Source organism: Oricola indica (assembly GCF_019966595.1).
GTDB classification, from domain to species: Bacteria; Pseudomonadota; Alphaproteobacteria; order Rhizobiales; family Rhizobiaceae; genus Oricola; species Oricola indica.
Window position 1 is genome coordinate 180,792 of sequence record NZ_JAINFJ010000007.1, and the last position, 26,211, is coordinate 207,002.

Genomic DNA, 26,211 nt, shown 5'->3' on the forward strand with positions numbered 1-26,211 from the left:
CGACAATGACCATAACAGCGGCATCCGCCGTTCGCGTTACCAGCTTCAGCACTGTAAGTGAGGCAGGCCTAGCGATGCGTGATGCATCAGTTTAATCGAGGCTCATCCCGCCATCCACCGGGATATTAGCACCCGTGATGTAGTCGCCCGAGATGCTGCACAACATTGCTACGACACCGGCGCAGTCTTCGGGTTTCCCTATACGGCCGATCGGGATCCGCTCTCTTACACGGGCTCGATATGCGGGATCGGTTAATGTGCGCCGGTTTCGTTCTGTCTCGATTACGCCCGGCGAAACGGTATTGACGGTGATACCGTGCGGCGCCAGCTGGACAGCAAAATTTCGCATCATGTTCTCAATGCCGGACTTCAAGGCAGCATAAATAGTCATATCAGGATGCGGCCGCCATTGCTGGACCGAGCCGATATGGATGATCCGGCCAGAACCCGCCTGTTTCATGTCCGGCACCACGTTTTGGATCAGCCCGACGGTTCCCATCAAATTCGCATCGAACTGCCGTCGTGCGGATTCTGGATCGATATCCGCCAACGATTGCGGCACCTGTAAAGCGGCGTTTACGACGAGAATGTCGATTGGCGCTCCAAGGCCCTGGACGGCAGCCGCGACGATGGATCGCGGTGCGTCGGTGTCTGTCAGATCTCCTTCTGCCACGCATGCGCTCCGCCCCGCTGCATGGATGAGCGTGACGACTGCTTCGGCCTCGTTGCGGTCCCCTAAATAGTGGATACAGACATCCGCGCCTTGCCTGGCAAGAGAAAGCGCGATTTCGCGTCCAATACCGCGGCTTGAACCCGTTACGAGCGCTCGTTTTCCGCCTAGATCAAACATTCGTCGGAGGCTTTCCTGGAAACCAAGGTCGTCGATTCGTAGTGGCAGAATAGAGCGCGCCGGTTTCGGCTTCGGTCACGACGAGCCCCAGGGTACCCGAGGGATCGAGTGCCACATTCGTGGGTTTTGCGCCGGGAAGTTGTAGAGTGGCGATCAGCGAGCCATCATCAGCGTGGTGGGTGACGCTACCCTGGCCGAAATTCGCGACGAAAAGCGAGCCGTCGCTGGCAAAGGCAATACCGTCAGGGCCAACAGGTCCGCCAGTCGCGGCGAAGGTGTCGAGCTTCCCGACCGTTTTCCCATAGGGGACGCGTAGAAGGCGCTGTCTGTAGGTCTCGGCGATGACCAATGCTCCGTCTGGAGCGATCGCAATGCCGTTTGGAAACATCAATCCGTCAGAGATCTTTGCGACATCGCCATTCGGGGTCAAACGGCAGACATACCCAACAGGTTCGGTGCGGGCATTGTTTGAACAGGTAAAGACTAGGTTCCCTGCTAAGTCGAAGCAGAGATCGTTCGGCATTCCCAATGCCGCGCCGTCAACGTCGCCGGCAACAGTGGACGCCACGCCGCTTGCGGTATCAAACCGCCTGACTTCATTTCGTCCCTGATCGGCTATCCACAACACGCCGCAGCCATCGAAAGCAGCACCGTTTGGCCGGCCGCCGATCTCGAAGAATTTCGGCCCATCCGGTCGAAGGCAGCCGATTCGTCCACCGTCAACCTCGACCCACCAAAGTATTCCATCGGACGCAAAACATGGCCCCTCCGGGAACTTCAGACCGTTTAGCAGAATGCGCAGCTCAAACATCGCGCCATCCATACGCCTGCAAAAGGCCCTTCATGTATCCCACTGTGAAAATCATTCCGTTCGCTTCATATCCAACGTTGATCCCGTCAACACGGTCCGTAGCGACATAATCTCCGTCCATAGCGGGTGCGTGGTCTGGACGGATAGGACAAGTCAGGCCCAGATCGCGATACGCAGCAAAGGCAGCAGGCATATCGATTTCACCCTCGTCAGGAAACGTCTCGGTAAAACGTTCTGCCGTACCTCGAACATCTCGAATATGTACGAATGCAATCCGGTCGCGCCCCAGCCTATGTGCCGCGGCAACGACATCTTCGCCGGCCGTCTGAAGCGTGCCCTGGCAGAAAGTAATACCAAGTGCCGAGCTGTCGACGACGTCCAACCCACGCTCCAATGCAGCAACGCTTGTGAAGATGCGCCCCACGCCACGCAGGCTGGGCACGGGCGGGTCGTCGGGATGCAGCGCCATGCGCACGCCGGCCTTCTCGGCGGCAGGTGCTACCCTGCGGATAAAGTATTTGTAGTTGTCCCAAATAGCGTCTTGCGAGATCGTACCAATTTCCGTGAGACCGAGTGCCTCAGCGCGTTCGGCATCGAAATCGCTGACCAGAGCGCCGCCGCGTCCCGCGAGCCCCGTTCTCGTGCGGAACCAGCCAAAATACGCCATGAAGTTGAAGCATAGGAGTCCGATTCCGAGCCGCCCCATATTGGCAAGCATATCGCAATAACGCGCGATATCTTCGTCGCGTCCCGGAAGTCCCAACTTGATCCTGGACATGTCGAACTGGTCGCCTTCCAGTCCGATGATTTTGAATCCCCCAGCCTGGTATCGTTTCACCTCGGATGCCAGAGCGTCGTAGTCCCATGGCGGGGCCTTGCCGGTCAATTCGGGCGCAAGCTTGGCTATCGCGAACCGAACGCCCATCTGACGCGCCACTGTCCAGCGGCGGTCCTCGGTCGGTGGGATCATCATGCAAAGTTGCAAATCCGGAAGTCCTTTTGGGAAGGCGATTCAGCTTGCCGTCGCCGCGAGCATTGGCATCCTCGGCACGGCAGCTATGAGATTGCGCGTGTAGTCATGCGTCGGACGGGCGAAAATTTCGGCAACCGGTCCCAGTTCGACCAGCTCGCCGTGCCGCATGACACCGACCCGATCGCAAATGCCCCTCACAACAGCAAGATCGTGCGCGATGAAGACTATCGTCATCCCCATGTCCGCCTTGACCTGGGCCAGAAGGGCAAGCACCTGAGCCTGAACCGTGACGTCGAGGGCCGAGACAGACTCGTCGGCAATCAGAAGCCTCGGTTGCACGGCAAGAGAGCGGGCGATCGACAGGCGTTGACGTTGTCCGCCTGAAAACTCGTGCGGAAACCGATCGAGTGCAGCAGGTGGCATCCCTACTCTCTCCAGCAATGCGGCAGCGGCGCGCCGACGACCGGAACGATCCCCGTTCAGACCGTGGATAATCATCGGCTCGGTCAGGATCCGGTCTATGCGCCAGCGTGGATTGAGCGCGGCGAAGGGATCCTGAAAGATCATTTGAATAGCCCGTCGCATCGACAGCCGGTCATTGCCGTCATAGCTCAGCGGATGGCCCTCGAATTGAATATCGCCACTATCGGCGGTCTCCAGCCCGACCAGAATCTTTGCCACCGTGCTTTTGCCCGAACCGGATTCGCCCACGATGCCGAGAACCTCTCCGCGCTCGATCTGGAGCGATACACCGTTCAGGGCACGAACGATCTGCCCCTCGGGCAATGTGTAGGTTTTGCGCGTGTCACGGATCGAGACCAGAGGGTCTGCAAGGGGGGACGGACGCTTCTGCTTGCGGAGCTCGCGGTCAAGCGACGGCACCGCAGCTATCAGTGCCCTTGTATATGGGTGTTTCGGCGCGGTCAGGATTTGGTGAACCTTCCCGGCTTCGACCACTTCACCCGACTGCATGACCAAGGCCCTGTCGGCAATCTCGGATACAACTCCCAGATCGTGAGTGACGAAGATCATCGCCATTCCGAGATCATTCCGGAGGTCGCGCAACAGGTCGAGAATCTGCGCCTGAATCGTGACGTCGAGAGCGGTCGTTGGCTCGTCTGCAATCAACAGACGTGGTCTTCCCGCGAGCGCCATGGCAATCATCGTACGTTGCCGCATACCACCCGACAATTCATGCGGATAGGCATGCACCCTCGCCTCGGGTTCGCGAATACCCACACGCTCAAGCAGCGCGATGACTTCTTCCTTCCGCTCAGCTGCGCGCAGGTCGGTATGCAGCGAGAGGCTTTCCTCGATCTGATTGCCGATCGTAAAAAGCGGATTAAGCGAGGTCATCGGCTCCTGGAATATCATGCCGATCTCGGCGCCCCGGATGCGTCGCATTTCGCGGTTCGTCAGTGACAACAACGACCTTTGCCGCCCACCATCGTGGATTGACACACGGCTTTCCGGCGACACGTGGAGAGCTTTGGGCAGCAACCCCATTAGCGCCAGACTGGTCAGCGACTTGCCACTGCCGGATTCTCCGACGATGGCGAGAGTCTCGCCGCGGGCAACATCGAAAGAGACGTTTTCTACAAGCGCCATGCCTCGCGGTCCCAGGCGAACGGTCAGATCCGAGACCGAGAGGAGCTGACCGGCCCGCGTCGTTTCCGCCGATGCATTGTCACGTCCGATCATGATTTCTGCTTTCGGCACACGGCTCAAAGCCGGCCGTGGCGGCGATAGACTTCTTCCACATCCTCGGATTTGTACTCCTCGCGGGCCTTATCCTCTTTCGAGACGAGTTCCTCGGACTTTCGCAACACTTCCTCGGTCAACTCTTTCGGCACGACAATGATACCGTCGATATCGCCGAACATGAAATCGCCGGGGTGGACGACAACTGTCGATGTCAGTGCGCCACGCAACGTTACCGGCAGATCCCAAGCGTAGTAGGACCAACGCATTTTTGCTTCGACGGGCGTGAAGTAGCGCGCGAAGATCGGCACATTCATCGCAAGCATGTGGCGGGTATCGCGGATGCCACCGTCGATTACGGCACCGGTCACCCCGTGTTTCATGCCAAGCGTGAGGTTCATCTCACCGTAATGCGCGGCACGCGTGTCGAAGCCGCAGTCGCGCACGTCGATACACGGATGGCTCATCTGCTTGAACAATCGGATCCGTTTTTCGAGCAGATCGGGATCGCCTGTAGGATCCGAAATACCCTTGATTGTGAACGCGGGGCCGGCGACGACCATTTCCGGGCGCAGCGGGCGCAGGTCGTTCGAAAGCACCTGATACGGATGCCCGAGCTCTTCCAGGACATCGTAGACGACGCCCGTATAGAGCTTGCGATAGCGTTCACAGATATCAAGCATTTCCATGGGTCTGTTCTCCAGATTTGGGTGGGCCGGGCCCCCTGACGAGCGCCCGGCATTTCAAGGAGGGCGTTATTCGGAGAAGTAGACCTCATCCAACAACCAGGTTCCCGATGCTTCGCGGCGCAAACCTTCCAGATTCGTTGCTGCAACATCGCGGATCGGTCGAAGGAAAAGGAACCCGTAGACAGCCTGATCCAGAAGGAACTTCTGAACATCGATGTACAGCTCCCTGCGCACCTCACGATCAACGGCAGCGTCCGCCGCATCGATCAGGTCATAGAATCCCTCATCGTGAAAGGCCGCGAAATTCAGCCCCGCGTTCCGCCCCATGAGCGACGTGAAGATCATGCTGGGATCGATGCGCGGAACGTTGATCCGCAGCAGACCGATCTCGTGGTTGGCGGCTCGTACGTTCTCGACCCACGCGCCGCGCTCCATAATTTCGACTTTTACGTCGTATCCCGCCTGACCGAGCATCGCCTGGATGATCTGTGCAATCTGGGTGTCGGGGTCGCGCTGGATGACGGAAATCGTAATCGTCTCGTTGAAGCCAAGCGCCTTACGCGCTGCAATCGCGGAATCCAGATCGAACGGCGTCGGCTCAAGGCTGTCGTCATAGATGAACTCCGACGGTGGCACGAGCGTCGGGGTGAGCGTGCCGTAGCCTTTCGATACGACCTTTTCGATAGCTGCGCGGTCGATCGCCATCAGCACAGCGCGGCGCAACTCGACATTGTCGAAGGGCGACTTTGAGGTATTGAAGGCCAGAAACTGGTGTATGCCGGTCGGCTTTTTGATCAGCTCGATTCCCTCGGCCGCTTCGATGGCGGGAAAGTCCTGCACCTGAACGGTATCGACAAGCTGGACCTCACCGGACCGCGCTTCGAGGATCTTCACAGCTGTGTTGGGGATGATCCGGATGGTAACGTTATCCAGATACGGAAGCGCGTCGCCCTTGTTGTCATTTCGCCAATAATCCGGGTTGCGTTCAGCGACGACACGGTCGCCACTGCGCCAATCGACGAAACGAAACGGGCCTGTACCGACCGGATGGCGCGAGAACCCTTCCTTTTGGGCTGCGGTCGGCGACACGATCATTCCGGCCTCGTTGGCAAGGCCCGGAATTACCGCTCCGTTGAACCCGTCGAAATTGATGCGCACCTCGTACTCGGACAACACATCCACGGAGCTGACGGCCGAGATATCGGTGCTATGCGGCGCGTTGAGGGCGGGATCGATCGCCCTTTCGATGGAGTATTCAACCGCGGCTGCGTTGAAGGGCGTCCCATCGTGGAACGTGACACCCTCGCGCAATTGAAACGTCATGGAGGAGCCGTCTTCAGCGATGGTCCAGGAAGTGGCCAGTTCGGGCTGCATGACCGAGTCGGCGTCGAGGTAAAAAAGATTGTCGTAGAAGAGATTGTAGTAATTTCCGTCGATCGACGGTGCGTTGCCGAATATCGGATCGAGGCTGACCGGCTCCAGATCCGAGGCTGCAACAAGTTCGCCTCCCTGCAGCGGTTGCGCCCACGCGGCCGGTGATATCCCGACCGCAAGCGCCAAGCCAAATGCAATAGCTCTAATCATTTTTTCCTCCCGGATTTGAATTTGACAGATATCGGATATCTGATCTTACGGGTCTTGGCAAGAGACCAGATATCAGATATCTATTCGACGGGAGGACCCAGCCATATGACATTTGAAGATCACACCATGTTTTCACTGCCCCTCGATCAGCATCAGGGTTCGCGCTCGAACGCCGTACTCAACCGGCTGGCTGACTTGATTTCCGAGGGGCAGCTTGTCGCCGGAGACATGTTGCCGCCCGAGAGTGAGCTTGCTGCCCGTTTCAAGGTTTCCAAACCCACCGTCCGGGAAGCAATGCGCAAACTGGAGATGATGGGCGTAATCGAGATCGTGCACGGAAGAGGCTCATCCATTCGCCGTATCTCGGCAGAGCCGCTTCAGTTCTTCCTCCGCCTGGCGGTCGGGTCGTTAGACCGCGGCATTGCCGAGATCATCGAATTCCGCAGGGCAATCGAGGTCAGCGCCGCCGGATTGGCGGCGGAGAACGGGACCGAGCAGCAGTTCGCTGAACTGAAGCAAATGATGACGCGGATGCAGGCGGCGGCAGCCGAGCATGACACATGGGTGGCCTGGGATCTTGCGTTTCACGCCCATATCGCAGCGATGACCGGCAACACGCTGATGTCTTTTATGGTCGAAGCGATGCGGCCAATCATGCAGCAATCCATTTCGATGCTGCACGGCCAGAAGCAGATGCGAGATGCACAGAAGACGCTCGAACGGCATGTCGCGATCGCGGAGGCGATCGGAAATCGTGACGCAACCGCCGCTCAGGCCGCAATGCAGATCCATTTCGATGCATCGGTTCCGGTTGCGATCTCTCTCGTTGCGCAGGATCGCAAGGGCAACGACTAATGAAACGGCTTGGCGGAAAAGCAATCCAGCTGGGCACCGTCCTGGTGCTCTCCAGTTTTATCGTCTTCGCAATAGGCGCTCTGCTGCCAGGCGACCCCACAATTACCATTCTGGGCGAAAACGCGACCGTGCAGCAGCGTGAACAATTGCGCGAGACACTGGGCCTCAATGACCCGCTTCCACTGCGCTATCTCAGGTGGGCAGGCGAAGCGCTTGGCGGCGATCTCGGGACGTCCCTGCGAACGCAGGAACCCGTTGCGGCAATCCTGGCCGAGCGGGTGCCGGTTACCTTGCAATTGACATTCTTGTCGATCGTGCTCGCGATTTTTGCCGGAATCCCGCTTGGAGTGATCGCCGCGAGATGGCGTGGTGGCGCGGTCGATCTTGGTATCGGCATCCTCGGGCTCTCCTCGCTCGCCGTGCCGTATTTCTGGCTGGGGATCCTGCTGATCCTGTTCTTTTCGATCAGGCTTGGCTGGATACCTCCGTCGGGTCACGTTCCGTTCTTTGAGGATCCGCTGCAAAATCTGCGTTTGATGATTCTTCCAGTCCTGACGGTCGGGACCGCGATGGCCGCCTTGGTTATGCGGCAGACGAGGACAGCAATGCTCGAGGCCCTCTCCCAGGATTACGTGCGAACCGCACGAGCGAAGGGACAATCCGAAACACTCACCGTGCTTCGTCACGCGCTTCGCAACGCCCTGAACCCGATTGTGACCGTAGTCGGTTTGCAGTTCGGCACATTGATGGGCGGTGCGGTCGTTACCGAGACGATCTTCTCGATTCCGGGGCTCGGCCGTTTGGTGGTCGATGGGATATTCAATCGCGATTTGGCGGTTGTACAGGGCGCCATTCTGACAATTGTCCTGTGCGTAGTCGCAATCAACCTGCTGACTGACCTCCTCTATGCGTGGCTCGACCCGCGCGTGAAACTGTAGGAGGACGGAATGTCGGTATCGGAAAACCACGTTGCAGCGGTCCGGTCCCCTTCACAGGCCGTAACCGCGTTGCGTTCGCTTGCGATCCATCCCATGGGCATCATTGGGGCGACGATCCTGCTCCTGGTCGGTCTTGCGGCGGTGTTCGCGCCGATGATCACGACTGTGGGGCCAGCAGAGATCGATTACTCCGCGATACTGCAGCCGCCGTCAGCCGAATACGTATTCGGTACCGATGAGATTGGCAGAAGCGTCTACAGCAGAACCGTTTACGGCGCGCGGATCGCCTTCTTCATCGTTGTGATTTCCGTTGGCCTGTCCCTTATGGTCGGCACGCTGATCGGGCTCGTATCGGGGTACTTCGGCGGCAGGACGGACATCGTGGCGATGCGGGTGATGGATGCTGTCCTGGCGTTTCCAACGCTTGTGCTTGCACTAGCGATTGTTGCGATCCTGGGGCCAAGCCTGATCAACGCTCTCGTTGCCATTGCTGTCGTCAGTATCCCCAGCTTTGCGCGCCTTGCTCGCGGCTCGGTACTCGTCGTGCGCGAACTGGATTACGTAAGGGCGGCGCAGGTGCTGGGAGCCTCCCGAGCGCGCATCATGTTCCTCCATATCGCACCGAACATCATGCCGAATGTGATCGTCTTCGCGTCGCTCACAGCATCCTCTGCGCTTATCACAGAATCGGGGTTGTCCTTTCTGGGGCTTGGGGTCCAGCCACCGACCCCGAGCTGGGGCTACATGGTCGCAATCGGTATGAATTACTGGACCTCGTGGTGGTTGAGCTTTTTTCCGGGCCTCGCGATCTTTCTCACTGTGCTTGGTTTCAACCTCTTTGGTGATGCACTGCGAGACGTGCTCGATCCTCGTCACACAAGCTGAATGAAAAGGGGGAGCACTTCCAGGCAAGTTTGGATGCAGTACCTGCCTTAAATCTTAGCGAGCGCAACATCGGACACCCTCGAAGATAACCATTCCACAAACAGCTCCAAATTGGGCATTCAACCTCTGTCCGATGCAATGTGGGATAACAAGCGTTCCGATACTCCACACGGTGTTCGGATGTGCCCCATAGCGGACGTCCGGATTTTAAAGCGGATGGTCCGCTTCTGACTCATAACGCTCATCGGCTTTATCCGAAGTCGGCCAACGGTATTGTCACGTTATCCCAGCCGGGCCATTCATTTGGCCGGTCGCGACGTCTCTGTCACGCGGCCACTATTTGACGCCATTTGACGAAGGCTTCTGCCCGGAAGTTTTTCATTGTTCGGCGGGAAACCAGGTGACGCTGGATTTTGAACTGGTTGTAGACAGCGGCGTGAGTGGAGAGGAACTTCTGCGCTGAACCAGGCGATCTGAAGCGCCGTCGTTGGCGTTCTCGCTGTCGCGCCGGTTGGTGCGAAATCTCAGCGCAATTATTCATACGGCCACCCATCTCGTGGCGGCGGTCGAGGCCAAGTTTCCGAAGTGCCACACCGTACGACCGTAGCCAATCGGTCATGATGGCATTTGGTACGGACCCCTGCCGCTTCAACAGCTTTCGCATGAGTTTGAGCGCTGCTTTACGGTCGCGTTTTGACTGGACGAGGACGTCGAGCACCTCACCCTCGTCGCCTACAGCGCGCCACAGGTAGTGAACCTTCCCGTCGATCCGCAGGAAAACCTCGTCCAGATGCCACCGCCGCGAGGGGCGCGTACGACGCATGCGAATTCGATTGGCATAGGCAGGGCCAAACTTGTGAGTCCACCGCCGGATGGTTTCATAGGAAACGTCGATCCCGCGCTCGGCGAGCAGGCCCTCAACGTCACGGAGGCTGAGCGGGAACCGGTAGTACAGCCAGACGGTGTGCTGGATGATTGCAGATGGAAACCTATAGCGTCGGTAGCTGATCGTGCTCATGGCGCGACCGTAGCAGCCGGCGACGACGGCGTCAGCGGATTAACGTGACAATGCCGTACGCCAGCATCCACGAGGCACATCGCGGTTGTCGCCTGATCTCTCAGGATCAGAGAAGCGCAGCGACTGCCCAGCATCATGGCTGGCGCGGAGGTATTGCCGGCGACGATGGTCGGCGCGGCGGACATGTCGCAGACACGAAGACCATCGACGCCACGACAGCGCAATTCCGAATCCAGTACCGCATCGTCGTCGTTCGCCGATCCGATACGCGCCGTGCCGCTCGGATGGTAGTTGGTCTTCACGAAACGCCGACAGTGTTCGGCCAGCGCGGCATCGGACAGGTCTTCGTCGGAAGGCGCCAGTATCCTGGATACGTGCGCACCAAGTGGCCCTGTCTGAAGTACCCGTCTCAGAAAACGGATGCCTTTTGCCATATCGTGAATGTCTGCTTCGTCCTGCAGGAGTTGTGGCGAGACCCTCGGCAGGTCGTGAGGATTCTCCGAACGGAGTGTGACGAAACCGCGCGAACGGGGCTTCAGCAGAACCGTGCTGATGGTGACGCCGTATGTCTTGCTGAAAGACCGCTGCAGATCGCGGTCCAGGTAAACGATCGGAACACAATACGCCTGGATTGACGGAAGCTCTTCTTCTCCGTCCGGATTGAAGAAGGCTCCGGCCTCGAAACCCGTCGAGTTGATCGGTCCCGAACCGAAAAGCAGGTACTGCAAGCCGTTCTTCAGCATGCGCCAGCCTTCGCCCTGGCGGAAATAGCCGTGGGGGCCGTCGAACAAGCCGATTATCGGCACCTCGGGATGGTCGGCCAGATTGGCACCGACGCCAGGCAGATCGGCCAGCACGCCAATACCATGTCGGCGTAATTGCGCGGCAGGACCGAGACCCGACAACATGAGGATTTTTGGCGTTTGCAGCGCGCCCGCAGCAAGGATTACATCGGAGGAAGAACCGGCTGCGTGGCGGGTTCCGGAACGATCGACATAGGTCACACCGATCGCTTTGCGACCCGAAAACTCGATGCGTTCAACCGTTGCGCCCAAGCGTACCGTGAGCCGCGTATCGTCACGCAACGGCTCCACGAAGGCATGCGCGGCGCTGCAGCGTTTGCCGGCCCGATTTGTGAATTGATAGAAGCCGGTGCCGTACTGGGCCGTACCGTTGAAATCCGGATTAAAGGGCAGACCGAGTTCTTGCATGGATTGCAGGAACCAACGCGCCGTCTTGTCGATATGCGGCGGGTCTGACACGAGCAACGGCCCATGAGCGCCGTGCAGATCGTTGCTGAAGCGGTTATTGCCTTCCATTGCTCGAAAATGGGGCAGCACGTCCTGCCAGCGCCATCTTGTTCCGGAAGCGGGCCCGCCCGCGTAATTGTCCCACTCATCGTAATCGGCGGGGCGACCGCGCATGTAGACCTGGGCATTGACACTGGAACCGCCTCCCAGAACATTCGCCTGCGGGATGTCCTGAACGCGACCATGCAGATGATCCTGCGCCTCCGTGCGGTGGTAGGTCATGTAGCGACTACCGTCGGTCAGCTTGTAGACACCCGGCGCCAGATCGAGCAGCGGGTGGCGGTTCGACCAGCCCGCCTCGAGCAGCAGCACACGCCGGCCGCCGTCCCTGACGAGTCCGGCTGCCGCAGCGCATCCCGACGCGCCACCGCCGATCACGATGTGATCGAATTCCTCCACGACGTTTCCCTCAGTCGCCCAGGCGAAGCGAGCGCATCGAGAGACCGCCGTCGACAAGGAGTTCCGAGCCGGTCATGTAGCCGCAGGCCGGCGAGGCCACGAAGGCGATGCAGGTGGCGACCTCTTCCGGGGTTGCGGTTCGGCCTAGCGGGATTTCATCGGTCAGCCGTTCGAGCACCCCTGGACCGTACTTCGCAAAACCCGTCTGGATCGCGCCCGGCGTCACCATGTTCACCCGCACATCCGCATGCGCGAATTCAACCGCCGCCGATTCCGTCAAGGCGCGCAGACCGAACTTCGAGGACCTGTAGGCAAACTCGTTCTTCTGCACACTCTTTGTCGCCGTCGACCCAACCACGACCACTGCTCCTCCTGCCGGCAATGCGGTCGCGAACTCCCGCAGTGCGAAGGCGGCACCGAGCAAATTCGTCCGGTAGGTGAGATCCAGTTCATCCGCAGTCAGGCTGGCCACGGACTGCGCCGAATGGCGTGCGGCATTCAGAACGATGATGTCGACTGTACCGAATGCTTCGCGGGCCAGACGGACGACAGACGTCGCGCCCGCTTCCGTCGAGACATCAACGGTCGCGTATCGATGCCTATCGCGGTTGGCGTTGGCCAGGGGATAGTCGTCATCGAAGGAGCGATCCACGCTGAAGACGCGTGCGCCTTCAGCGTGAAACAGTTTCGCCGCGGCCAGACCGACGCCCCGCGCCGCACCCGTGACGACCACGACCTTATCCGTCAGACCGAGGTCCATCGGTTACTTTTCCAGGTTCGGTTTTTGGGCGATCAGATCCTGGAGTTCTTCCACGCTGACATCGCCACGATCAATGATGCGTACGATGCGTCCATGCTCGAGCAAGACAATACGGTCCGCAACCGGGATCACATGGCTCATATTGTGGTCGATATACATGACGCCAAGACCCTGATTCCGCGCTTCCCGGATCGAGGAAAGAACATTTCTCGTTTCCCGCACCGAAAGCGCTGCCGTCGGCTCATCCAGGAGCAACAGCTTTGCTCCAAAATGATTGGCACGCGTAATGGCCACCGATTGCCTCTCGCCGCCCGATAGCGCCCATACCGGTTCGTCGGCCGACCGGATGCGGGTCAATCCAAGCTCCGACAAAGCGGAAAGCGTCTTGCGGCGCATTTCCTTGCGGTCGAGAACGTTGACCGGACCGACTTTCTTCGTCAGTTCCTTGCCCAGGTAAAAGTTCTGCCAGAGGTTAAGCTGATCGACGATCGCGAGATCCTGGTAGACGGCCTCGATACCCAGGGCTCGGGCATCCGCCGGTGTCTTGAAATCGACCGGCTTTCCGAGAAACTTCAGTTGCCCGCTCGTCGGCTGCTGATATCCGGCGAATATCTTCAGCAACGTCGACTTCCCGGCTCCATTGTCCCCGACAAGACCGACAACTTCGCCGGGCCAGACGGACAAACAGACATCGAAAATGACCTGATTGCGTCCATAGCTGTGGCAGACGTGGTCGAGTTCAAAAACCGGATCGACACTTCGATCCACGTCACCCTGCAGATGCAGTTCATCGGTTTCGATTTTGGAAACGGACGTCATGCCGTGCCTCCCGAATAGCGCGCGATTTTCATATTCACGATGACAACGACGACCAGCATCACGCCGATGAAGGAAACGTAGAACGAACCAGGAGCGCCGATAAGCACGAGGCCGATCTGGATAGACGCCAACAGGAACGCTCCGATCACCGTACCCCATACCGTACCCGAGCCGCCGAAAAGAGACGTGCCGCCAAGCACCGCCGCGGTGATCGCGAGCAGTTCGTAAGTCGAACCCTGCGCCTGGGTCACACCGTTGAGATATGCGAACTGCATGCATCCGGCGAGCCCGGCCAGGACGGAGCTGATCACAAAGTTGATCCGCTTGACCCGGATGGTCGGAACGCCCATCGCCTTTGCCGGTCCGGGATTGCCGCCGGTCGCCAGCGTCCAGTTTCCGTAAGCATGCCGATTGGTGACGAACCAGAAAACAAGCGCGATGACGAACAGCCAGAGAACCGGCATGAAGAACGGCGTCCCTTCGATCTTGCCTCCAAGCAGCTGCATCGACGTGCTTGGATCGAACATGACCAGCTGGTGCCCGCTGATCAGCAGGTTGTTGACGCCTTGAAGAACGAAATACATGCCGAGTGTCGCGATGAAGGACGGTATTCGAAAATAGGTCGTCACGAACCCGTTGATGACGCCCACCAGTCCGCCCACACAGAGCGCTATGATCAGAGCGACCCACTCGTTCATATCGTTCGAAACGAACAGGATCGCCCATACGATAGGAACAAAGGCGAAGTTCTTTCCGACAGAAAGATCGAATTCGCCGGACATCATCAGAACGGTCACACCGATTCCAACAATGCCGATTGTCGCCGCAATACTACTGACGGCTGTCAAGTTTATGCTCGACCAGAAATTCGCAGTCTGAAGCGTGAAGAAGATCGCCACGACCGCGAGGCCGATAGCCGGTGTCACTTCCTTCACACCGAGTATCGATCGCCATCCACTAAGCATGAATTTTTTTCCTTTTTTTGTCGCTGAAAGGAAGCGGCTGACCGTTCCTGACAATGGGGTGGGGCGGATGGAGGCCCGCATGATGCGAGCCTCCAGCAGAAATCAGCACCGCCCGGCTTCGATACAGGAAATCACCGTCTCGACGTTTTCCTGGGTCACCAGTGACGTACCGGTATCAACATTTACCGGCGTAAGATCATATCGAGCGAGATGGGCGAGGTTCGCAACCGCGTAGTAGCTCTGCAGGAATGGCTGCTGATTGATTGCCATCTGGATCTTGCCCTGCTTGATCAGCGCGGCGGTTTCGGCGCCGATGTCGAACGTCACGATCGGTACGTCGAGATTGTTGTCCGAGACGAACCGCGCCGCCGGGTTGGCCGCGGGGCCGCCAAGACCGGCAATACCGCAGATATCCGGGTCTTTCTGCATTGCGGCGCTGATCAGACCGATATTCTGGCCCTGATCGAGCGTCGCCGAGAGATCCGTGTGGGTATAGCCGGCCTCGTCGAGAACGCGTTTAACACCATCGGCGCGCAGGGTGAGCACGAAAGCCGTCGGGACCGGGTTGACGATCAGCACCTTGCACGACGTCTCGGGCAGCGCACCGGTGGCGAGCCACGCACGCGTCACCACCTCGCCCGAGTACATCTCGTTTTGCCCGACAAAGGCCAGGCCGGGGATGCGTTCGTCATCCGGCTCGTTCTCGCCCTCGAAGCGGTTGTTGTTGTAGAGAACGACCGGGACCCCGGCATCCAGCGCCGCTGTCGTGACGGCTTCCATGGTCTTGGAGGTGAAGTCGATCGCAATGCCGGCGGGCTCGGAGGCAATCGCCGCCTGGATCAAAGGCACCATGCCGGCATCGCCACCGGACTGGGATTCCGGCGCAGCGACGATGACGTTAACGTCAAAATCCTTGCCGGCCTGCTCGGCGCCATTGCGCTGCGTGATCCAGAACGGATCGCGGCTGTCCGGCGCGATCACATAGATCTTGGGCTTTTCCTGCGCGTTTGCCGTGAAAGCCGGCGTCAGCCCGACTACGGCCGCCGTCGCGGCAAGGCACAGTTTGGTGAATTTCTTCATGTTTTCACTCCTCCTCTGAGTTTCGTTCGTGGCCTCGGCCACATTCAAGCATGTCTTCGTATTTCGCCCGTCAAATCGACTTGCGCGAAGACCGTTTTCGCCGTCGAACCAATCGACATGCGAATTCCCTCGCCTTCGGCTCGGACCAACGACTAGGCGCTGGCGAGAAAAGGCTCCCTTTTTTCCATTTGAAGCATCGCCCGCGCCTCATCCGGCGACGCGATTTCACGCCCGAGGTCATGGGCGATACGAACCGCTTTCTCGACAAGCTCGGCGTTGTTGCGCGCGTATTCACCGGGTGTCAGGAACGGATTGTCTTCCATGCCGACGCGGATGTGGCCGCCCAGCGAAATCGCGGCTGAAAGAACCTTCCACTGCTCGACAGGATCCATAACGCTCGTATTCCAGATGAAATTCGGAGGGCAGTGATCCGCCATATAGACCATTGCCTGCGTTGTCGGAGGCGTCCAGCATCCGCCCTTCCAGCCGAGGAAGAAGGTCGTCCATACCGGGCCGTCGAGAAGACCCTTTTCCATCATGCGCATCGCATTCCAGACGCCACCGTAGTGAAAGGCCTCGACTTCCGGTTTGATACCGAGGCGCCGCGTGATTTCGCAGTATTCCTTCAGCTCCTCGCGGTCATGGATGGCATAAAGCTCGACCGGCTCGTTTCCGGGCTCGTAGTCGAAGCACTCGTCGTGTGCGTTGAAGCAGGTTGAAATCATGTCGGGACGCTGGTCTTCCATCAGCAGCTTGCGCTGCGGGAATCGTCCGTTTGCGATTCCATATTGAATGATCGCGTCCACATTGTCCGTGATCCCGGACCGCAATTTGTGCCAACCGGGAATATCCAGATCAGACAGCTTGGTTCCGTCCTCCTGGATCTTCGCATCCACGGTATACGGACCGTGAAGGTGACAAATCGAGGCCCCTGCATTGACCGACCGAACATAGTCTTCCGCGACCACATCCAGTCCCTTCGGAGTCGGATTGTTCGGGTTCGATGGATAGGACATCGTGGAGTCGCATGTCACTGTAATAATTAACTTTTCCATAATTAGATCGTTTCCTCCATTACTGATTTTTGATCATTGTTCTTCTATGCCGCGAAACGCGTATCGGGCGGTCCGCCGGTCCCTACGTCGAGCGCCAGAATGCTGCCGGCGAGCGGCTGTATCGATAGCGCTTCCTCGGACAGGGAGTAGCGGGCCGTAGTTATGAAAAGCGTTCGCCCATCCGCTCCGCCAAAACAGAGGGATGTGGGTATCTGAACGGGCAGCTGAATTAGGCGGTCGAGTTCGCCGCGAGGCGTATAGCGCGCTATGCGCCAGCCGCCGGCTTGCGCCAGCCAGTAGCATCCGTCCCAATCGACGATGGCGCCATCAGGTACGCCCTGTGCATCATCGAGGTGGATGAACACCCTTCTGCGGCGCATTTCGGCGGTTTCGGGATCGCAATCGAATGCCCAAACCACGCGCCGACGACTGTCGGCGTGATATCCGGTTCGCCCATCCGGCGAAAACGCGACACCGTTCGCGGCGTAAATGCCATCAACCACCCGCGCGCAGGTCTGGTCCGAGTCTACACAGTAGAGCGCGCCGCTTGGCTCGCATTCGGCGAGATGAAGACTGCCGACCCAGAACCGACCGAAGCGATCGGTACGACCATCATTGAACCTGTTTTTCTTTCGATCGGGCTCGGGCGTAAGAAGGGAAACAGGCGCTTCGCCGGGAACGTATCCGTAAATTCCGTCCTTGCGCGCGAGAATGAGGCCACCCTCACTCCTCAGCGCGAGAGAGCCAACGGGACCGCCCACGGTCCAACTGGCATCTGCTCCTGTCGCTGGATCGATCCGATGGACTTCCCCTCGGAAAATATCGACCCACCACAAATGATTCGCCTGGTCGTCCCATACCGGACTCTCGGCAAGGTGGGCATTCGCTCGCAGAACGACTTCAACACCAGCCATTTGCCCCCTCCCCTCTAGAAACCACGCTTTTCTCTTCGATGACTTCGGCTGAACCCGAAGAACCGTATGTTCATTTATTGAACAACATGTTCAGCATTTTTATATGATCATCTGCATGTGACGCTGTCAAGCAATATTAGGTTGCGTATTGATTAGAGAATACGGCTCGGCGCGTTTTGGGATGGCAGCGGAGCTCCGCGCCGGTCACGGAGTTCTCAACAGCCACAACAGCGACATCGGATACTTTCTGAACCGAAGCCCAACAGGCATTTACGCGCCTCCCGGGAGACCGGCAGGCGGCATCTAATTGAATAAGTGAGAACGAAAGGCGGCCTGGCGCGAGTATGGCCGGCGTTACAGCCTCAGACCGGACCATGGCGATTGCGAATTATGGAAATTCGAAATCGCAAATACAGGGAGCGCGAAGGCGACGGGCATCCGGAGAACAGAACCCAGTATATTTATTGGCCCTACGACGTGGCAGAAATTACAGAGGGCAGCCAATCTTTAATCTTGAGCGCCATCATCCTAACTCGACGATGCGCTCGGAACGCACATCACAAAAGCCCGCCATTAAAGTGCGACATTTGGCGACAACAGATGGCTAATGACTTTCGCGACGGAGCTAACCTTCTCGGCGCTGTCGATAATCGTGGACCGGTCGCTGCCACTGATCCCAATCGCGCCAATCGGGCGCGACCGTGAGTTCATCAGCGGCGCCGCCACACACCAGGTGCCGTCGATATGCTCCTCCTCATCCACGGCAAAGCCGCGTCTGCGGGTCGCTGTGAGGTCGCTTAAAAGCGCGTCGCGATCCGTGATGGTATTGTCTGTATAACGCTCAAGCGTCTTGTTCTGGAGGAGCTCGCCCACCTCGTCGGCGCTCATCATGGCAAGGATTGCCTTCCCGAGCGAACAGCAGTGCACCGGCGCCACCTTCCCGAAACGTGAATACACATTCGGCAGCGACGGCTTCTCTATTCCCGCCAGATACAGAACATCTCCACCGAGCAGCACGCCAAGATTGACCCGCTGCCCCGTGTCCTGCGCCAAAGTGTTCAAGTATGGAATGGAAGCGATACGAACGGGATTGTGATCGAGTTGCGTAGCCGCGGGCGGCAATACGCCCAGACCGACTTCGTAGCCCCTGCCATCCGGCGTTTGCTGGATAAAGTAGTGGCCCTCAAGTGTCTTAACCAGCCTGTGTGCCGTGCTCCGGTTGATATCCATGTCGGAAGCAATCTTGGCGATTGTTCGCCCTGGATGCTCCTGGACGTATTTCAGGATATCGAGACCCTTGGAAAGGGTTAGTGCAGCGCTCTTTTCGGCAACAGGCATTTCTGAACTCTTTCGGATAAACGCGCGTGGCGGAACAATTCGGATTGCGACCGAGTCGTCCACATAATGAACACAGTGTTTGCCATTGTCAAACCGGCGCCAGACAGCTTTGCAAGCGGTGGCTTCGAAGTGAAATGATTTTCGATCATTCTCCGAAAACAAGCTCCGGAACAAACAGCGTAATCTGAGGCAAGAAGGTTATCAGCCCCGCGACGATTACAACCGGAACCAAAAACGGCATCAACGCCCTGAAAGTATCAATCAGATCGAGACCGCCGATCTTGGCCATAACAAAAGCCAAAACGCCTATCGGGGGCGTCATCATCCCGATCATGACATTGATCAGCATCACAATACCAAAATGAACGCGATCAATACCGAATGCGTCCAGTGAAGGCAGAAGGATGGGTGTCGCCACGAGTATGATCACCACGGGATCCAGCACGAGCCCGCAGATGAACAGGACGACGTTGACAACCAGCAGGAGTTGGGTCGGCGTTCCGGCGAACGATATCGCGAATTCCGCGAAGCTGCTTGCCGCCCCTGCCCTGACCAAAAGCCATCCGAACAGCGTCGCGCTACCTAGCATGACCATCATCGTCGCTGTCGTTTCGAAGCAATCGCGAAGTTCCCTGACGAACGAGCGAAATCCCAGTGTGCGGTACACGAGGGATCCGATGACAATGGCGTAGATGGACGCGACCACGGCCGCTTCGGTTGGCGTGAAAATCCCCAATGCGATACCGCCGATGATAATTGCCGGCGCCGCAAGAACGGGCAGGCTCGAAATGAGGCTGGTGAACAGCACCCCGACCGTCGCGAGCGGCTCACGAGGATATCCGCGCCGAAGCGACATAAGAAACACCATGACATGAAGCGCCAAGGCGACAAGCAATCCCGGTACGAGGCCAGCGAGAAAGAGCTGTCCGATGGATACACCGGCCGTGACCCCGTAAATCAGCAGTGGCAGGCTAGGAGGAATCAAGGGACCGATCACGCTCGACGCCGCAGTGATACCAACCGCAAAGGGCGCATCGTACCCGCGATCGCGCATCGCCTTGACTTCGATCGTGCCCAACCCGGCAGCGTCGGCCAGAGCCGTCCCGCTCATGCCCGAGAAAATTACACTGGCGACAATATTGACGTGTCCGAGACCGCCGGGGACGAAGCCCACCAAATTGTTCGCGAACCGAAAGAGCCGTTCGGTTATTCCCGACGAGTTCATCAGGTTTGCAGCGAGAACAAAAAACGGCACCGCCAGCAAGGGGAATGAGTTCAGCCCCTCGAAGAAGAGCTGCCCCGCAGCGAGAAGCGGCGTTCCCGAGATATACGCAAACGCCAGTGACGATATGCCGAGCGCGGCGAAGACCGGCACGCCCAGGATCAGAAGAATGAACAGCGAGCCGAAAAGAACGATCATGACTCGTTCCGATCGCCAGAAGCTTCATTGCCGAGAGAAAGAACCAGTCTCACAAGGCCGAAGGCGCAACCGATGAAAACGGAAGCATAAAAGTAACTCATGGAGATCTGCGACGACGGGCTTTTGAGATAGGAAAACCGCCCGATCAGATCGAAATAGATGAACATCACGACGCCAAGGAAGATGGCGACTGCGACCTTTCGAACAAACGTTACAAAGCGCATATATGTTGCGCTCAGAATGCGCTCGGCAAGCTCAATATGTATGTGAGAGTCGCGACGAATACCCGTCGATATCCCTAAATAGACAATATAGATGAGCAGATATCTGCCGATCTCCTCGGACCAGGCGATCCCTGTGTCAAACAGGTATCGCAGGATTACGTTGAGCCCCATCAAGACCAGCAGGCAGAACAGTAAAAACGAACCGAGCCAATCTTCCAACGGAAAGTCCACGAGTTTTCGACGCATAGGAAAGCCCTCCGACAAGGACCGCCGAAGGGGTCTCCCTCCGGCGGAATCTCAATATTTTCCGGGTATCCAGGTGGCAGCGGGCGCTCAAAGAGCGCGGATTGCCGCCACCGTTTCCTCAGGCATCTCGCCCGACCGGATCTTGTCGTCGATGACCGATTCCGTGGCTTTCTGGTAGGCATCGACATCTACGTCGATGAATTCGACCATGTCCGCATTCGTCATGGTTTCGCGCAGCGAGTCCTCAGCTTCGAGATTCAGCTCTTGCGCCGTCATCGCATACGAATCCGCAGCCTTCTGCAGGCAGGCCCACTGATCGTCGTCCAGTTGTTTGCGAACGTGTTCGCCGACGATCATGAACGAGATCTCGAAGGAGTGGTAGGTCAGGTTCATGTAGTCGACGACCTCGTAAAACTTCTGCGCATATACGAGCGGCAACGACATCGTCGATCCGTCCACCAATCCTTGCTGCAAGGCCAGATAGACCTCTCCGAACGAGATGGGGGTCGGGATCGCTCCCACGGCAGAGGGAAAAACCGTCCAGGCAGGAGAATCCGGCGTCCTGATTCTCTGCCCCTTCATGTCATCCGGATTCGGATAGGCCGAGTTGGCCATGATGTGGAAGGCGGAACCATAATATGCGGACATCAGGTACTGACCTGTTTTCTCATGCCACTGGTTCATGATGTCTTCCATCACGTCGCTGGCGATGTAGGTCAGCGCATGATCGCGATCGCGGAAAATATACGGCAGCGTGCTGATTCCGATCAGCGGGAACTCGTTGCTCAGGAAAAACGTGCCGGAATTTGCGATATCGACACCGCCCACGCGAATTGCATTGTTAAGAGCCGACTCATTGCCCAACTGGCCGCCCGGAAAAATCTCGATCTCCAAGGCCCCGTTGCTGCAGCTGGACGCAGTTTCCGCCGCCACGACGGCCGCCTTGTGAACCGCGCTTTCGGTATCCAGGATGTGCCCGAAACTCAATTTAACGGCCTCAGCGTTCGCCGGCAGACTCAAGGCCGACGAAACGAGTCCGACGCCCATGAGCAACACTGCCTTGCTCGCAAATCTCATCATGATTTTTCCTCCCAGTTTCATTTTTTAATGTTCATTTATTGAACATAGTGTTTATTATGCTGCCTTATGTTGCAATTGTAAACCGGGCGTGTTGAAATTGCGGTACGGATGCCAAAACCGTGTCATGAGTTCGAATTGAAACGATGATCCGAATGGCGATGCCGGAAGCGCGAAGCATCGCACCACCACAGGAGGAGCCTTCCCGATGAAAGCCGCAACTGTCCGGCGCGTTGGAGCACCATTGGAACTGTCAACGCTTCAGCGCCCGGTGCCCGGTCCGACTGAAGTCCTCGTTCGGACGATTGCGTGCGGAATATGCAGAACCGATCTGCATGTGCGCGAAGGAACCGCCTACCAGCCGTCGCTGCCCCACGTACCCGGGCACGAACCAGCGGGCGTCATCGAAGCACTGGGAAGCGGCGTGACCGGCTGGAAAGTCGGCGAGCGTGTCGTCCCTCACCTTTTCGAATATGCGGATGACGGTCATCTCGAAGTCCTGGGTGTGACGCGCGATGGCGCCTTTGCGGAGTATTTCGTCGCGCGGGCCGAGAATCTGGTGCGGATCCCATCGAATGTCTCGCCGATCCATGCCGGCCTGGCGGCCTGTGCGGGCGTCACCGCCGTGCATGCGATCAACCGCGGCGACATCAGCAAAGGCGACCGTGTCGCAATTATCGGCGCCGGCGGAATAGGCGCTCTGCTTATCCAGCTTTCGCGTGACATCGGTGCGCTCGTCACTGCGATCGATCTGAATCGCGAAGCCCTGATGGCGGCTCACAATGAAGGTGCGGCCGAAACCGCAACGCCGGAATCGGCGAAAGAGACCAAAGCCAAATCCTTCGACCGGGTCTTTGACCTTGTGGGAAGCAGCGACACTTCGCAACTCGCCTGCGATCTGGTCCGGGACAAGGGCCGGATCATCATTATCGGTGAAAGCGACGAGTTCCTGAGAACGACTTCGACCGTGATCGCACAACGCGAACTCGAAATCGTCGGTTCACGCAACGGCAGCAAGGAAGAGCTCGCGGAAGCGTTGCGCCTGATGAGCGAGGGCTCGCTTCTTCCGCGCATCGATCGGACAATTTCCCTCGCGGAGTCCGATCCGGCACTCGACGAAATGGCAAGCGGCAACACGAATGGGCGGATCGTCATCGTTTTCTGACCGCATACGGATCGTCACCGAAGGTTCACGACCATCGACTTAACTGCAACGCCTAGCATTGTTCAATAATTGAACGATATGTTTTTATTGAGATCATCAAGGTTGCATGATAAACACACGGCTGGGCAGCATGCTCAAGCATGCCGCTTCATTTCCAAGGAGGAGATATTCCGATAATGTCCAACGCAATCAATGATGATGGATATAGCGTCGGCTACGAAGAGCTGTCCCATTTCGTATCAAGCCTGTTCATGGCAGCCGGCAGCAACGAGCAGGAATCCCGTCTGATTGGAGATGGCCTCGTTGAATCCAACCTCGTTGGGCACGATTCACACGGCGTACTCCGCGTTCCGATTTACCTCGCTGACATCGCCAAGGGCGTCGTGCGGTGCAATGCCAGCCCAAAGCAACTTTCGAGTTTCGGCGCGTTCACCGCATATGACGGCATGTGCGGCATGGGCCATGCCGCGGGCGAAGTCGTGGTCGAGGAAGGCATACGACTGGCGAGGGAATTCGGCGTCGGAATCGTGACGCTGTGCAATTCCGGCCATCTTGGCAGGATTGGACGCTGGTCGGAGAAAGCGGCCGCCGAAGGAGTTCTCTCCCTTCACTGCGTCAACACATCAGGCGGTGCTCCCGCCGGCGTGTTGCTCGCCGCGGCTTTCGGCGGGCGCGATCGCAGGATGTCCATCAATCCCGTATCAATCGGCCTCCCGCGACCGGATCAGGCCCCCATCATACTCGACGCCACAATGGCGGCGACCGCCGGAGGTAAAGTCATGGCCGCGCGGAACCGCGGCGACCTCGTTCCTGAAGGACAAATTATCGACAAGGAAGGCCAGCCTTCGCGCAATCCGGACGATCTTTTTGAAGGCGGCGCCATTCTCCCATTTGGCGATCATCGCGGCTACGGCCTCTCATTCATGATAGATGTCATGGCAGGCGCCCTGAGCGGCGGCGGCTGCAGCGGCCAGACCCGCTATCCTCACATGAACAACATGTTTTCCCTGTTCGTCAGCCCAACGGCCAACAATGCCGCGACGATGGCATCCGATCTGGAAGAATTCTCCAACTGGGTGTGCGCCAGCGAACCGATCGATCGCGACCGCCCCGTACTCCTGCCGGGCGACATCGAGCGTCAGACGGCGAAGAAACGCAGAGAATCCGGCATACCGCTCGATTCCAGGACGTTTTCGGATTTGAACGCGCTTGGGGAGAAATACAACGTTCCCCTCCTGGCAAGCTAGACTGGCGAGAAATGCAATGACCTCTGCAAAAGCGTCCCAAATCAAACAGAAGCTGCGCGACGGAGAAATCGTCTACTCGGCGTGGTTGACCTTTCAATCCGCCGCGGTGGCAGAAGTCATCGCAGGCACCGGCTTCGACGTCGTGCTCATCGACATGGAACACACGTCCATGAATCTCGAAACGCTGGAGGCCAGCATCGCGGCCATGAGCCGCTGGGATCCGGTGACCATCGTCCGCGTCCCAAGCCATGACCGCGGCATGATCAAGCGGGTTCTGGACCTCGGCGTGGACGGCATCATGGTGCCAATGGTCATGAACGCGGCGCAAGCGCGAGAAGTCGTCGCTGCCACCAAGTATCCGCCGACGGGTGTGCGTGGCTATGGCCCGCGCCGGGCGAGCAATTACTTCCGCAACGCCGACTATTTCGAGCATGCCAACGAGAATACGATCGTGATGGTTCAGATCGAACATCCCGACGCCGCGAAGAATGCCCAGGAGATCGCGAATGTCGCGGGACTGGATGTCTTGTGTCTCGGCCCCGCCGATCTGGCAGTCAATTGCGGCTATCTGCATGATCCGGGCCATCCGACGGTCCAGGACGCGGTCGATAGGGTTTTCAGCGCAGCACGTTCTGCAGGAATTCCTGTCTGCATGGGACGTTACGAACCGGCTTCCGCGCAACGCGAACTCGTCGAAAAAGGCGCTCGTTTCGTCATAGCCTCGGATGATCTGGTGGTGCTTCGCTCCGGTCTCGAAAACCATCTTCGCGATGCACGTGCGCATATCGCTGGCGAGCCTTCCGGTCATGAGCGGGAAGAGACCAAGCCTTCATACTAGGAAAGGTTTCAGAAGACATGAATGCAATCCTGGCGGCAGGAACCGATGCATGGGGCATCTGGCACGCTTCGCATCCTGATCAGATACCCTGGGAACGATATCTCGATGAAGTCGCATTGGCTGGATATGAGTATGTCGAGCCTGGGCTTTATGGCTACCTGCCTACCGATCCTGAAGAAGCCCGAAATGCGCTTTCCGCACGCAATCTCAATGTGCCCGGCGGAACGTTCTTTTGCGATGTCTCCGCGAAGTCGGAACTCCGGAAAATCGCGGACGACTTCGCGCGAACGGCCGACTGGCTTTCAAACATCGGCGCCGATTACATCGTCTTGCTGGATTCCTTCAGCCGGGATCCCGAAACCGGCGAACAACTCAAAAGCCAAACGATGGGTCCAGACGAGTGGGCCTGGTTCATCGAAGCGCTGCACCGGTTGGGAGGCGCGGCAAAGGACGAGTTTGGTTTGAACCTTCTTTTTCACCCCCACTGCGACGCGACCGTGGAGTACGAGCCCGACATTGCCCACTTGCTCAACAGCACCGATCCAGCACTCGTGAATCTCTGCCTCGATACCGGTCATCATGTTTACTCGGGTGGGGACCCGGTTACCTTCTGGCGCGAACATCACGAGCGCATTCCCTACATTCACCTGAAATCCATGAACGCGTCCGTGCTTCAGACGGTACGCCGCGACGATCTTCCATGGGCCGAGGCCGTTCGGCGCGGCGTTACGGAAGAGCCAGCGAGGGGAATGGTCGACTTCAATGCCCTCATCCACGAATTCAGGGAAATTGGCTACGAAGGCTTTGCGGTCGTCGAACAGGACATGTTTCCCTGTGATCCGGCGGTCCCCCTGCCCCTCGCCAAACGGACAATCGAATTCCTGACGAGTATCGGATTCGTCACGAATTCAAAAAACTGATCCCCTCTTCGACCGGCAAGAGGCGGGACACTCCCTAATACGAGGTAAGACACCCATGAAACTTCTGCGCATCGGCGCCAAAGGCGCCGAGAAACCCGCTATCGTTCACTCCGACGGGACGATCCGCGAT

General features: G+C 58.1%; 25 protein-coding genes. 7 read left to right on the forward strand and 18 right to left on the reverse strand.

All coding sequences use genetic code 11. From position 1 onward, the window contains the following. Positions 1 to 91: 91 nt before the first annotated feature. From LC343_RS17815 to LC343_RS17840, 6 genes are all read right to left on the reverse strand, one after another. Positions 92 to 850: an SDR family NAD(P)-dependent oxidoreductase gene (locus tag LC343_RS17815; RefSeq protein WP_223478512.1), complete on the reverse strand. Its 759-nt coding sequence runs from the start codon at positions 848 to 850 to the stop codon at positions 92 to 94. Then, positions 843 to 1,661 carry an SMP-30/gluconolactonase/LRE family protein gene (locus LC343_RS17820; RefSeq protein ID WP_223478513.1) on the reverse strand — a complete coding sequence of 273 codons (819 nt, stop codon included), beginning with the start codon at positions 1,659 to 1,661 and terminating at the stop codon, positions 843 to 845. The genes LC343_RS17815 and LC343_RS17820 overlap by 8 nt, the downstream gene beginning before the upstream one ends. Continuing rightward, a complete protein-coding gene (locus LC343_RS17825; RefSeq protein WP_223478514.1) occupies positions 1,654 to 2,634 on the reverse strand; it encodes a mannonate dehydratase in 981 nt (326 codons plus the stop codon). The genes LC343_RS17820 and LC343_RS17825 overlap by 8 nt, the downstream gene beginning before the upstream one ends. A gap of 39 nt (positions 2,635 to 2,673) precedes the next feature. After that, the gene (locus LC343_RS17830) at positions 2,674 to 4,335 is read right to left on the reverse strand and encodes an ABC transporter ATP-binding protein (RefSeq protein ID WP_223478515.1); all 1,662 of its coding nucleotides are present in this window, start codon (positions 4,333 to 4,335) and stop codon (positions 2,674 to 2,676) included. Positions 4,336 to 4,358: 23 nt separating this feature from the next. After that, positions 4,359 to 5,024 carry an RraA family protein gene (locus LC343_RS17835; RefSeq protein ID WP_223478516.1) on the reverse strand — a complete coding sequence of 222 codons (666 nt, stop codon included), beginning with the start codon at positions 5,022 to 5,024 and terminating at the stop codon, positions 4,359 to 4,361. A gap of 66 nt (positions 5,025 to 5,090) precedes the next feature. Continuing rightward, the gene (locus LC343_RS17840) at positions 5,091 to 6,608 is read right to left on the reverse strand and encodes an ABC transporter substrate-binding protein (protein ID WP_223478517.1); all 1,518 of its coding nucleotides are present in this window, start codon (positions 6,606 to 6,608) and stop codon (positions 5,091 to 5,093) included. A gap of 21 nt (positions 6,609 to 6,629) precedes the next feature. On the opposite strand from LC343_RS17840, the gene LC343_RS17845 reads away from it, so the two are divergent. From LC343_RS17845 to LC343_RS17855, 3 genes are read left to right on the forward strand one after another with little or no spacing between them, the layout of a single operon-like run. Continuing rightward, positions 6,630 to 7,463 (forward strand): FadR/GntR family transcriptional regulator, encoded by an 834-nt coding sequence (locus LC343_RS17845; protein WP_223478518.1) that lies wholly within the window; start codon positions 6,630 to 6,632, stop codon positions 7,461 to 7,463. Next, complete coding sequence (locus LC343_RS17850; RefSeq protein WP_223478519.1) at positions 7,463 to 8,401, forward strand: ABC transporter permease; 939 nt, start codon at positions 7,463 to 7,465, stop codon at positions 8,399 to 8,401. The genes LC343_RS17845 and LC343_RS17850 overlap by 1 nt, the downstream gene beginning before the upstream one ends. Before the next feature lie 9 nt (positions 8,402 to 8,410). Continuing rightward, a complete protein-coding gene (locus LC343_RS17855; RefSeq protein ID WP_223478520.1) occupies positions 8,411 to 9,286 on the forward strand; it encodes an ABC transporter permease in 876 nt (291 codons plus the stop codon). A 325-nt stretch (positions 9,287 to 9,611) separates the two neighbouring features. Here LC343_RS17855 and LC343_RS17860 read toward each other — a convergent pair whose 3' ends face one another. From LC343_RS17860 to dctP, 12 genes are all read right to left on the reverse strand, one after another. Further along, the gene (locus LC343_RS17860; RefSeq protein ID WP_223478521.1) at positions 9,612 to 10,304 is read right to left on the reverse strand and encodes an IS6 family transposase; all 693 of its coding nucleotides are present in this window, start codon (positions 10,302 to 10,304) and stop codon (positions 9,612 to 9,614) included. After that, entirely contained in the window at positions 10,301 to 12,013 is a 1,713-nt protein-coding gene (locus tag LC343_RS17865) for a GMC family oxidoreductase (RefSeq protein ID WP_223478522.1), read from the reverse strand. Before LC343_RS17865 ends, LC343_RS17860 begins: the two co-directional genes overlap by 4 nt. Positions 12,014 to 12,023: 10 nt before the next feature. Next, entirely contained in the window at positions 12,024 to 12,773 is a 750-nt protein-coding gene (locus LC343_RS17870) for an SDR family NAD(P)-dependent oxidoreductase (protein ID WP_223478523.1), read from the reverse strand. 3 nt (positions 12,774 to 12,776) lie between these two features. Continuing rightward, positions 12,777 to 13,592, reverse strand: coding sequence for an ATP-binding cassette domain-containing protein (locus tag LC343_RS17875; RefSeq protein WP_223478524.1), 816 nt, complete (start codon positions 13,590 to 13,592; stop codon positions 12,777 to 12,779). Continuing rightward, entirely contained in the window at positions 13,589 to 14,557 is a 969-nt protein-coding gene (locus LC343_RS17880; protein WP_223478525.1) for an ABC transporter permease, read from the reverse strand. The genes LC343_RS17875 and LC343_RS17880 overlap by 4 nt, the downstream gene beginning before the upstream one ends. Positions 14,558 to 14,659: 102 nt before the next feature. Further along, positions 14,660 to 15,637, reverse strand: coding sequence for a substrate-binding domain-containing protein (locus LC343_RS17885; RefSeq protein ID WP_223478526.1), 978 nt, complete (start codon positions 15,635 to 15,637; stop codon positions 14,660 to 14,662). 152 nt (positions 15,638 to 15,789) lie between these two features. Next, a complete protein-coding gene (locus LC343_RS17890) occupies positions 15,790 to 16,692 on the reverse strand; it encodes a beta-keto acid cleavage family enzyme (RefSeq protein ID WP_223478527.1) in 903 nt (300 codons plus the stop codon). A gap of 44 nt (positions 16,693 to 16,736) precedes the next feature. Next, positions 16,737 to 17,606, reverse strand: a complete 870-nt coding sequence (locus tag LC343_RS17895) for an SMP-30/gluconolactonase/LRE family protein (RefSeq protein WP_223478528.1) — start codon at positions 17,604 to 17,606, stop codon at positions 16,737 to 16,739. 573 nt (positions 17,607 to 18,179) lie between these two features. Continuing rightward, entirely contained in the window at positions 18,180 to 18,944 is a 765-nt protein-coding gene (locus LC343_RS17900) for an IclR family transcriptional regulator (RefSeq protein ID WP_223478529.1), read from the reverse strand. 145 nt (positions 18,945 to 19,089) lie between these two features. Beyond that, positions 19,090 to 20,364 carry a TRAP transporter large permease gene (locus LC343_RS17905; protein ID WP_223478530.1) on the reverse strand — a complete coding sequence of 425 codons (1,275 nt, stop codon included), beginning with the start codon at positions 20,362 to 20,364 and terminating at the stop codon, positions 19,090 to 19,092. Next, the gene (locus LC343_RS17910; RefSeq protein WP_223478531.1) at positions 20,361 to 20,834 is read right to left on the reverse strand and encodes a TRAP transporter small permease; all 474 of its coding nucleotides are present in this window, start codon (positions 20,832 to 20,834) and stop codon (positions 20,361 to 20,363) included. The genes LC343_RS17905 and LC343_RS17910 overlap by 4 nt, the downstream gene beginning before the upstream one ends. 87 nt (positions 20,835 to 20,921) lie before the next feature. Then, the gene (gene dctP, locus LC343_RS17915; RefSeq protein ID WP_223478532.1) at positions 20,922 to 21,914 is read right to left on the reverse strand and encodes a TRAP transporter substrate-binding protein DctP; all 993 of its coding nucleotides are present in this window, start codon (positions 21,912 to 21,914) and stop codon (positions 20,922 to 20,924) included. Positions 21,915 to 22,119: 205 nt separating this feature from the next. On the opposite strand from dctP, the gene LC343_RS17920 reads away from it, so the two are divergent. The 4 genes from LC343_RS17920 (at position 22,120) to LC343_RS17935 (ending at position 26,081) form a co-directional block, all read left to right on the forward strand. Next, positions 22,120 to 23,076: an alcohol dehydrogenase catalytic domain-containing protein gene (locus LC343_RS17920; protein ID WP_223478533.1), complete on the forward strand. Its 957-nt coding sequence runs from the start codon at positions 22,120 to 22,122 to the stop codon at positions 23,074 to 23,076. A 176-nt stretch (positions 23,077 to 23,252) separates the two neighbouring features. Continuing rightward, positions 23,253 to 24,323, forward strand: a complete 1,071-nt coding sequence (locus LC343_RS17925; RefSeq protein WP_223478534.1) for an Ldh family oxidoreductase — start codon at positions 23,253 to 23,255, stop codon at positions 24,321 to 24,323. A gap of 16 nt (positions 24,324 to 24,339) precedes the next feature. Further along, complete coding sequence (locus LC343_RS17930; protein WP_223478535.1) at positions 24,340 to 25,161, forward strand: HpcH/HpaI aldolase family protein; 822 nt, start codon at positions 24,340 to 24,342, stop codon at positions 25,159 to 25,161. A 17-nt stretch (positions 25,162 to 25,178) separates the two neighbouring features. Further along, positions 25,179 to 26,081, forward strand: a complete 903-nt coding sequence (locus LC343_RS17935) for a sugar phosphate isomerase/epimerase family protein (RefSeq protein WP_223478536.1) — start codon at positions 25,179 to 25,181, stop codon at positions 26,079 to 26,081. The last annotated feature ends 130 nt before the right edge of the window (positions 26,082 to 26,211 follow it).

What these genes read in the sequence shown, in the direction of transcription:
- LC343_RS17815 (WP_223478512.1), bottom strand. Translation starts at nt 850, where the DNA reads ATGTTTGATCTAGGCGGAAAACGAGCGCTCGTAACGGGTTCAAGCCGC.
- LC343_RS17820 (WP_223478513.1), bottom strand. Translation starts at nt 1,661, where the DNA reads ATGTTTGAGCTGCGCATTCTGCTAAACGGTCTGAAGTTCCCGGAGGGG.
- LC343_RS17825 (WP_223478514.1), bottom strand. Translation starts at nt 2,634, where the DNA reads ATGATGATCCCACCGACCGAGGACCGCCGCTGGACAGTGGCGCGTCAG.
- LC343_RS17830 (WP_223478515.1), bottom strand. Translation starts at nt 4,335, where the DNA reads ATGATCGGACGTGACAATGCATCGGCGGAAACGACGCGGGCCGGTCAG.
- LC343_RS17835 (WP_223478516.1), bottom strand. Translation starts at nt 5,024, where the DNA reads ATGGAAATGCTTGATATCTGTGAACGCTATCGCAAGCTCTATACGGGC.
- LC343_RS17840 (WP_223478517.1), bottom strand. Translation starts at nt 6,608, where the DNA reads ATGATTAGAGCTATTGCATTTGGCTTGGCGCTTGCGGTCGGGATATCA.
- LC343_RS17850 (WP_223478519.1), top strand. Translation starts at nt 7,463, where the DNA reads ATGAAACGGCTTGGCGGAAAAGCAATCCAGCTGGGCACCGTCCTGGTG.
- LC343_RS17855 (WP_223478520.1), top strand. Translation starts at nt 8,411, where the DNA reads ATGTCGGTATCGGAAAACCACGTTGCAGCGGTCCGGTCCCCTTCACAG.
- LC343_RS17860 (WP_223478521.1), bottom strand. Translation starts at nt 10,304, where the DNA reads ATGAGCACGATCAGCTACCGACGCTATAGGTTTCCATCTGCAATCATC.
- LC343_RS17870 (WP_223478523.1), bottom strand. Translation starts at nt 12,773, where the DNA reads ATGGACCTCGGTCTGACGGATAAGGTCGTGGTCGTCACGGGTGCGGCG.
- LC343_RS17875 (WP_223478524.1), bottom strand. Translation starts at nt 13,592, where the DNA reads ATGACGTCCGTTTCCAAAATCGAAACCGATGAACTGCATCTGCAGGGT.
- LC343_RS17880 (WP_223478525.1), bottom strand. Translation starts at nt 14,557, where the DNA reads ATGCTTAGTGGATGGCGATCGATACTCGGTGTGAAGGAAGTGACACCG.
- LC343_RS17885 (WP_223478526.1), bottom strand. Translation starts at nt 15,637, where the DNA reads ATGAAGAAATTCACCAAACTGTGCCTTGCCGCGACGGCGGCCGTAGTC.
- LC343_RS17890 (WP_223478527.1), bottom strand. Translation starts at nt 16,692, where the DNA reads ATGGAAAAGTTAATTATTACAGTGACATGCGACTCCACGATGTCCTAT.
- LC343_RS17895 (WP_223478528.1), bottom strand. Translation starts at nt 17,606, where the DNA reads ATGGCTGGTGTTGAAGTCGTTCTGCGAGCGAATGCCCACCTTGCCGAG.
- LC343_RS17900 (WP_223478529.1), bottom strand. Translation starts at nt 18,944, where the DNA reads ATGCCTGTTGCCGAAAAGAGCGCTGCACTAACCCTTTCCAAGGGTCTC.
- LC343_RS17905 (WP_223478530.1), bottom strand. Translation starts at nt 20,364, where the DNA reads ATGATCGTTCTTTTCGGCTCGCTGTTCATTCTTCTGATCCTGGGCGTG.
- LC343_RS17910 (WP_223478531.1), bottom strand. Translation starts at nt 20,834, where the DNA reads ATGCGTCGAAAACTCGTGGACTTTCCGTTGGAAGATTGGCTCGGTTCG.
- dctP (WP_223478532.1), bottom strand. Translation starts at nt 21,914, where the DNA reads ATGATGAGATTTGCGAGCAAGGCAGTGTTGCTCATGGGCGTCGGACTC.
- LC343_RS17920 (WP_223478533.1), top strand. Translation starts at nt 22,120, where the DNA reads ATGAAAGCCGCAACTGTCCGGCGCGTTGGAGCACCATTGGAACTGTCA.
- LC343_RS17925 (WP_223478534.1), top strand. Translation starts at nt 23,253, where the DNA reads ATGTCCAACGCAATCAATGATGATGGATATAGCGTCGGCTACGAAGAG.
- LC343_RS17930 (WP_223478535.1), top strand. Translation starts at nt 24,340, where the DNA reads ATGACCTCTGCAAAAGCGTCCCAAATCAAACAGAAGCTGCGCGACGGA.
- LC343_RS17935 (WP_223478536.1), top strand. Translation starts at nt 25,179, where the DNA reads ATGAATGCAATCCTGGCGGCAGGAACCGATGCATGGGGCATCTGGCAC.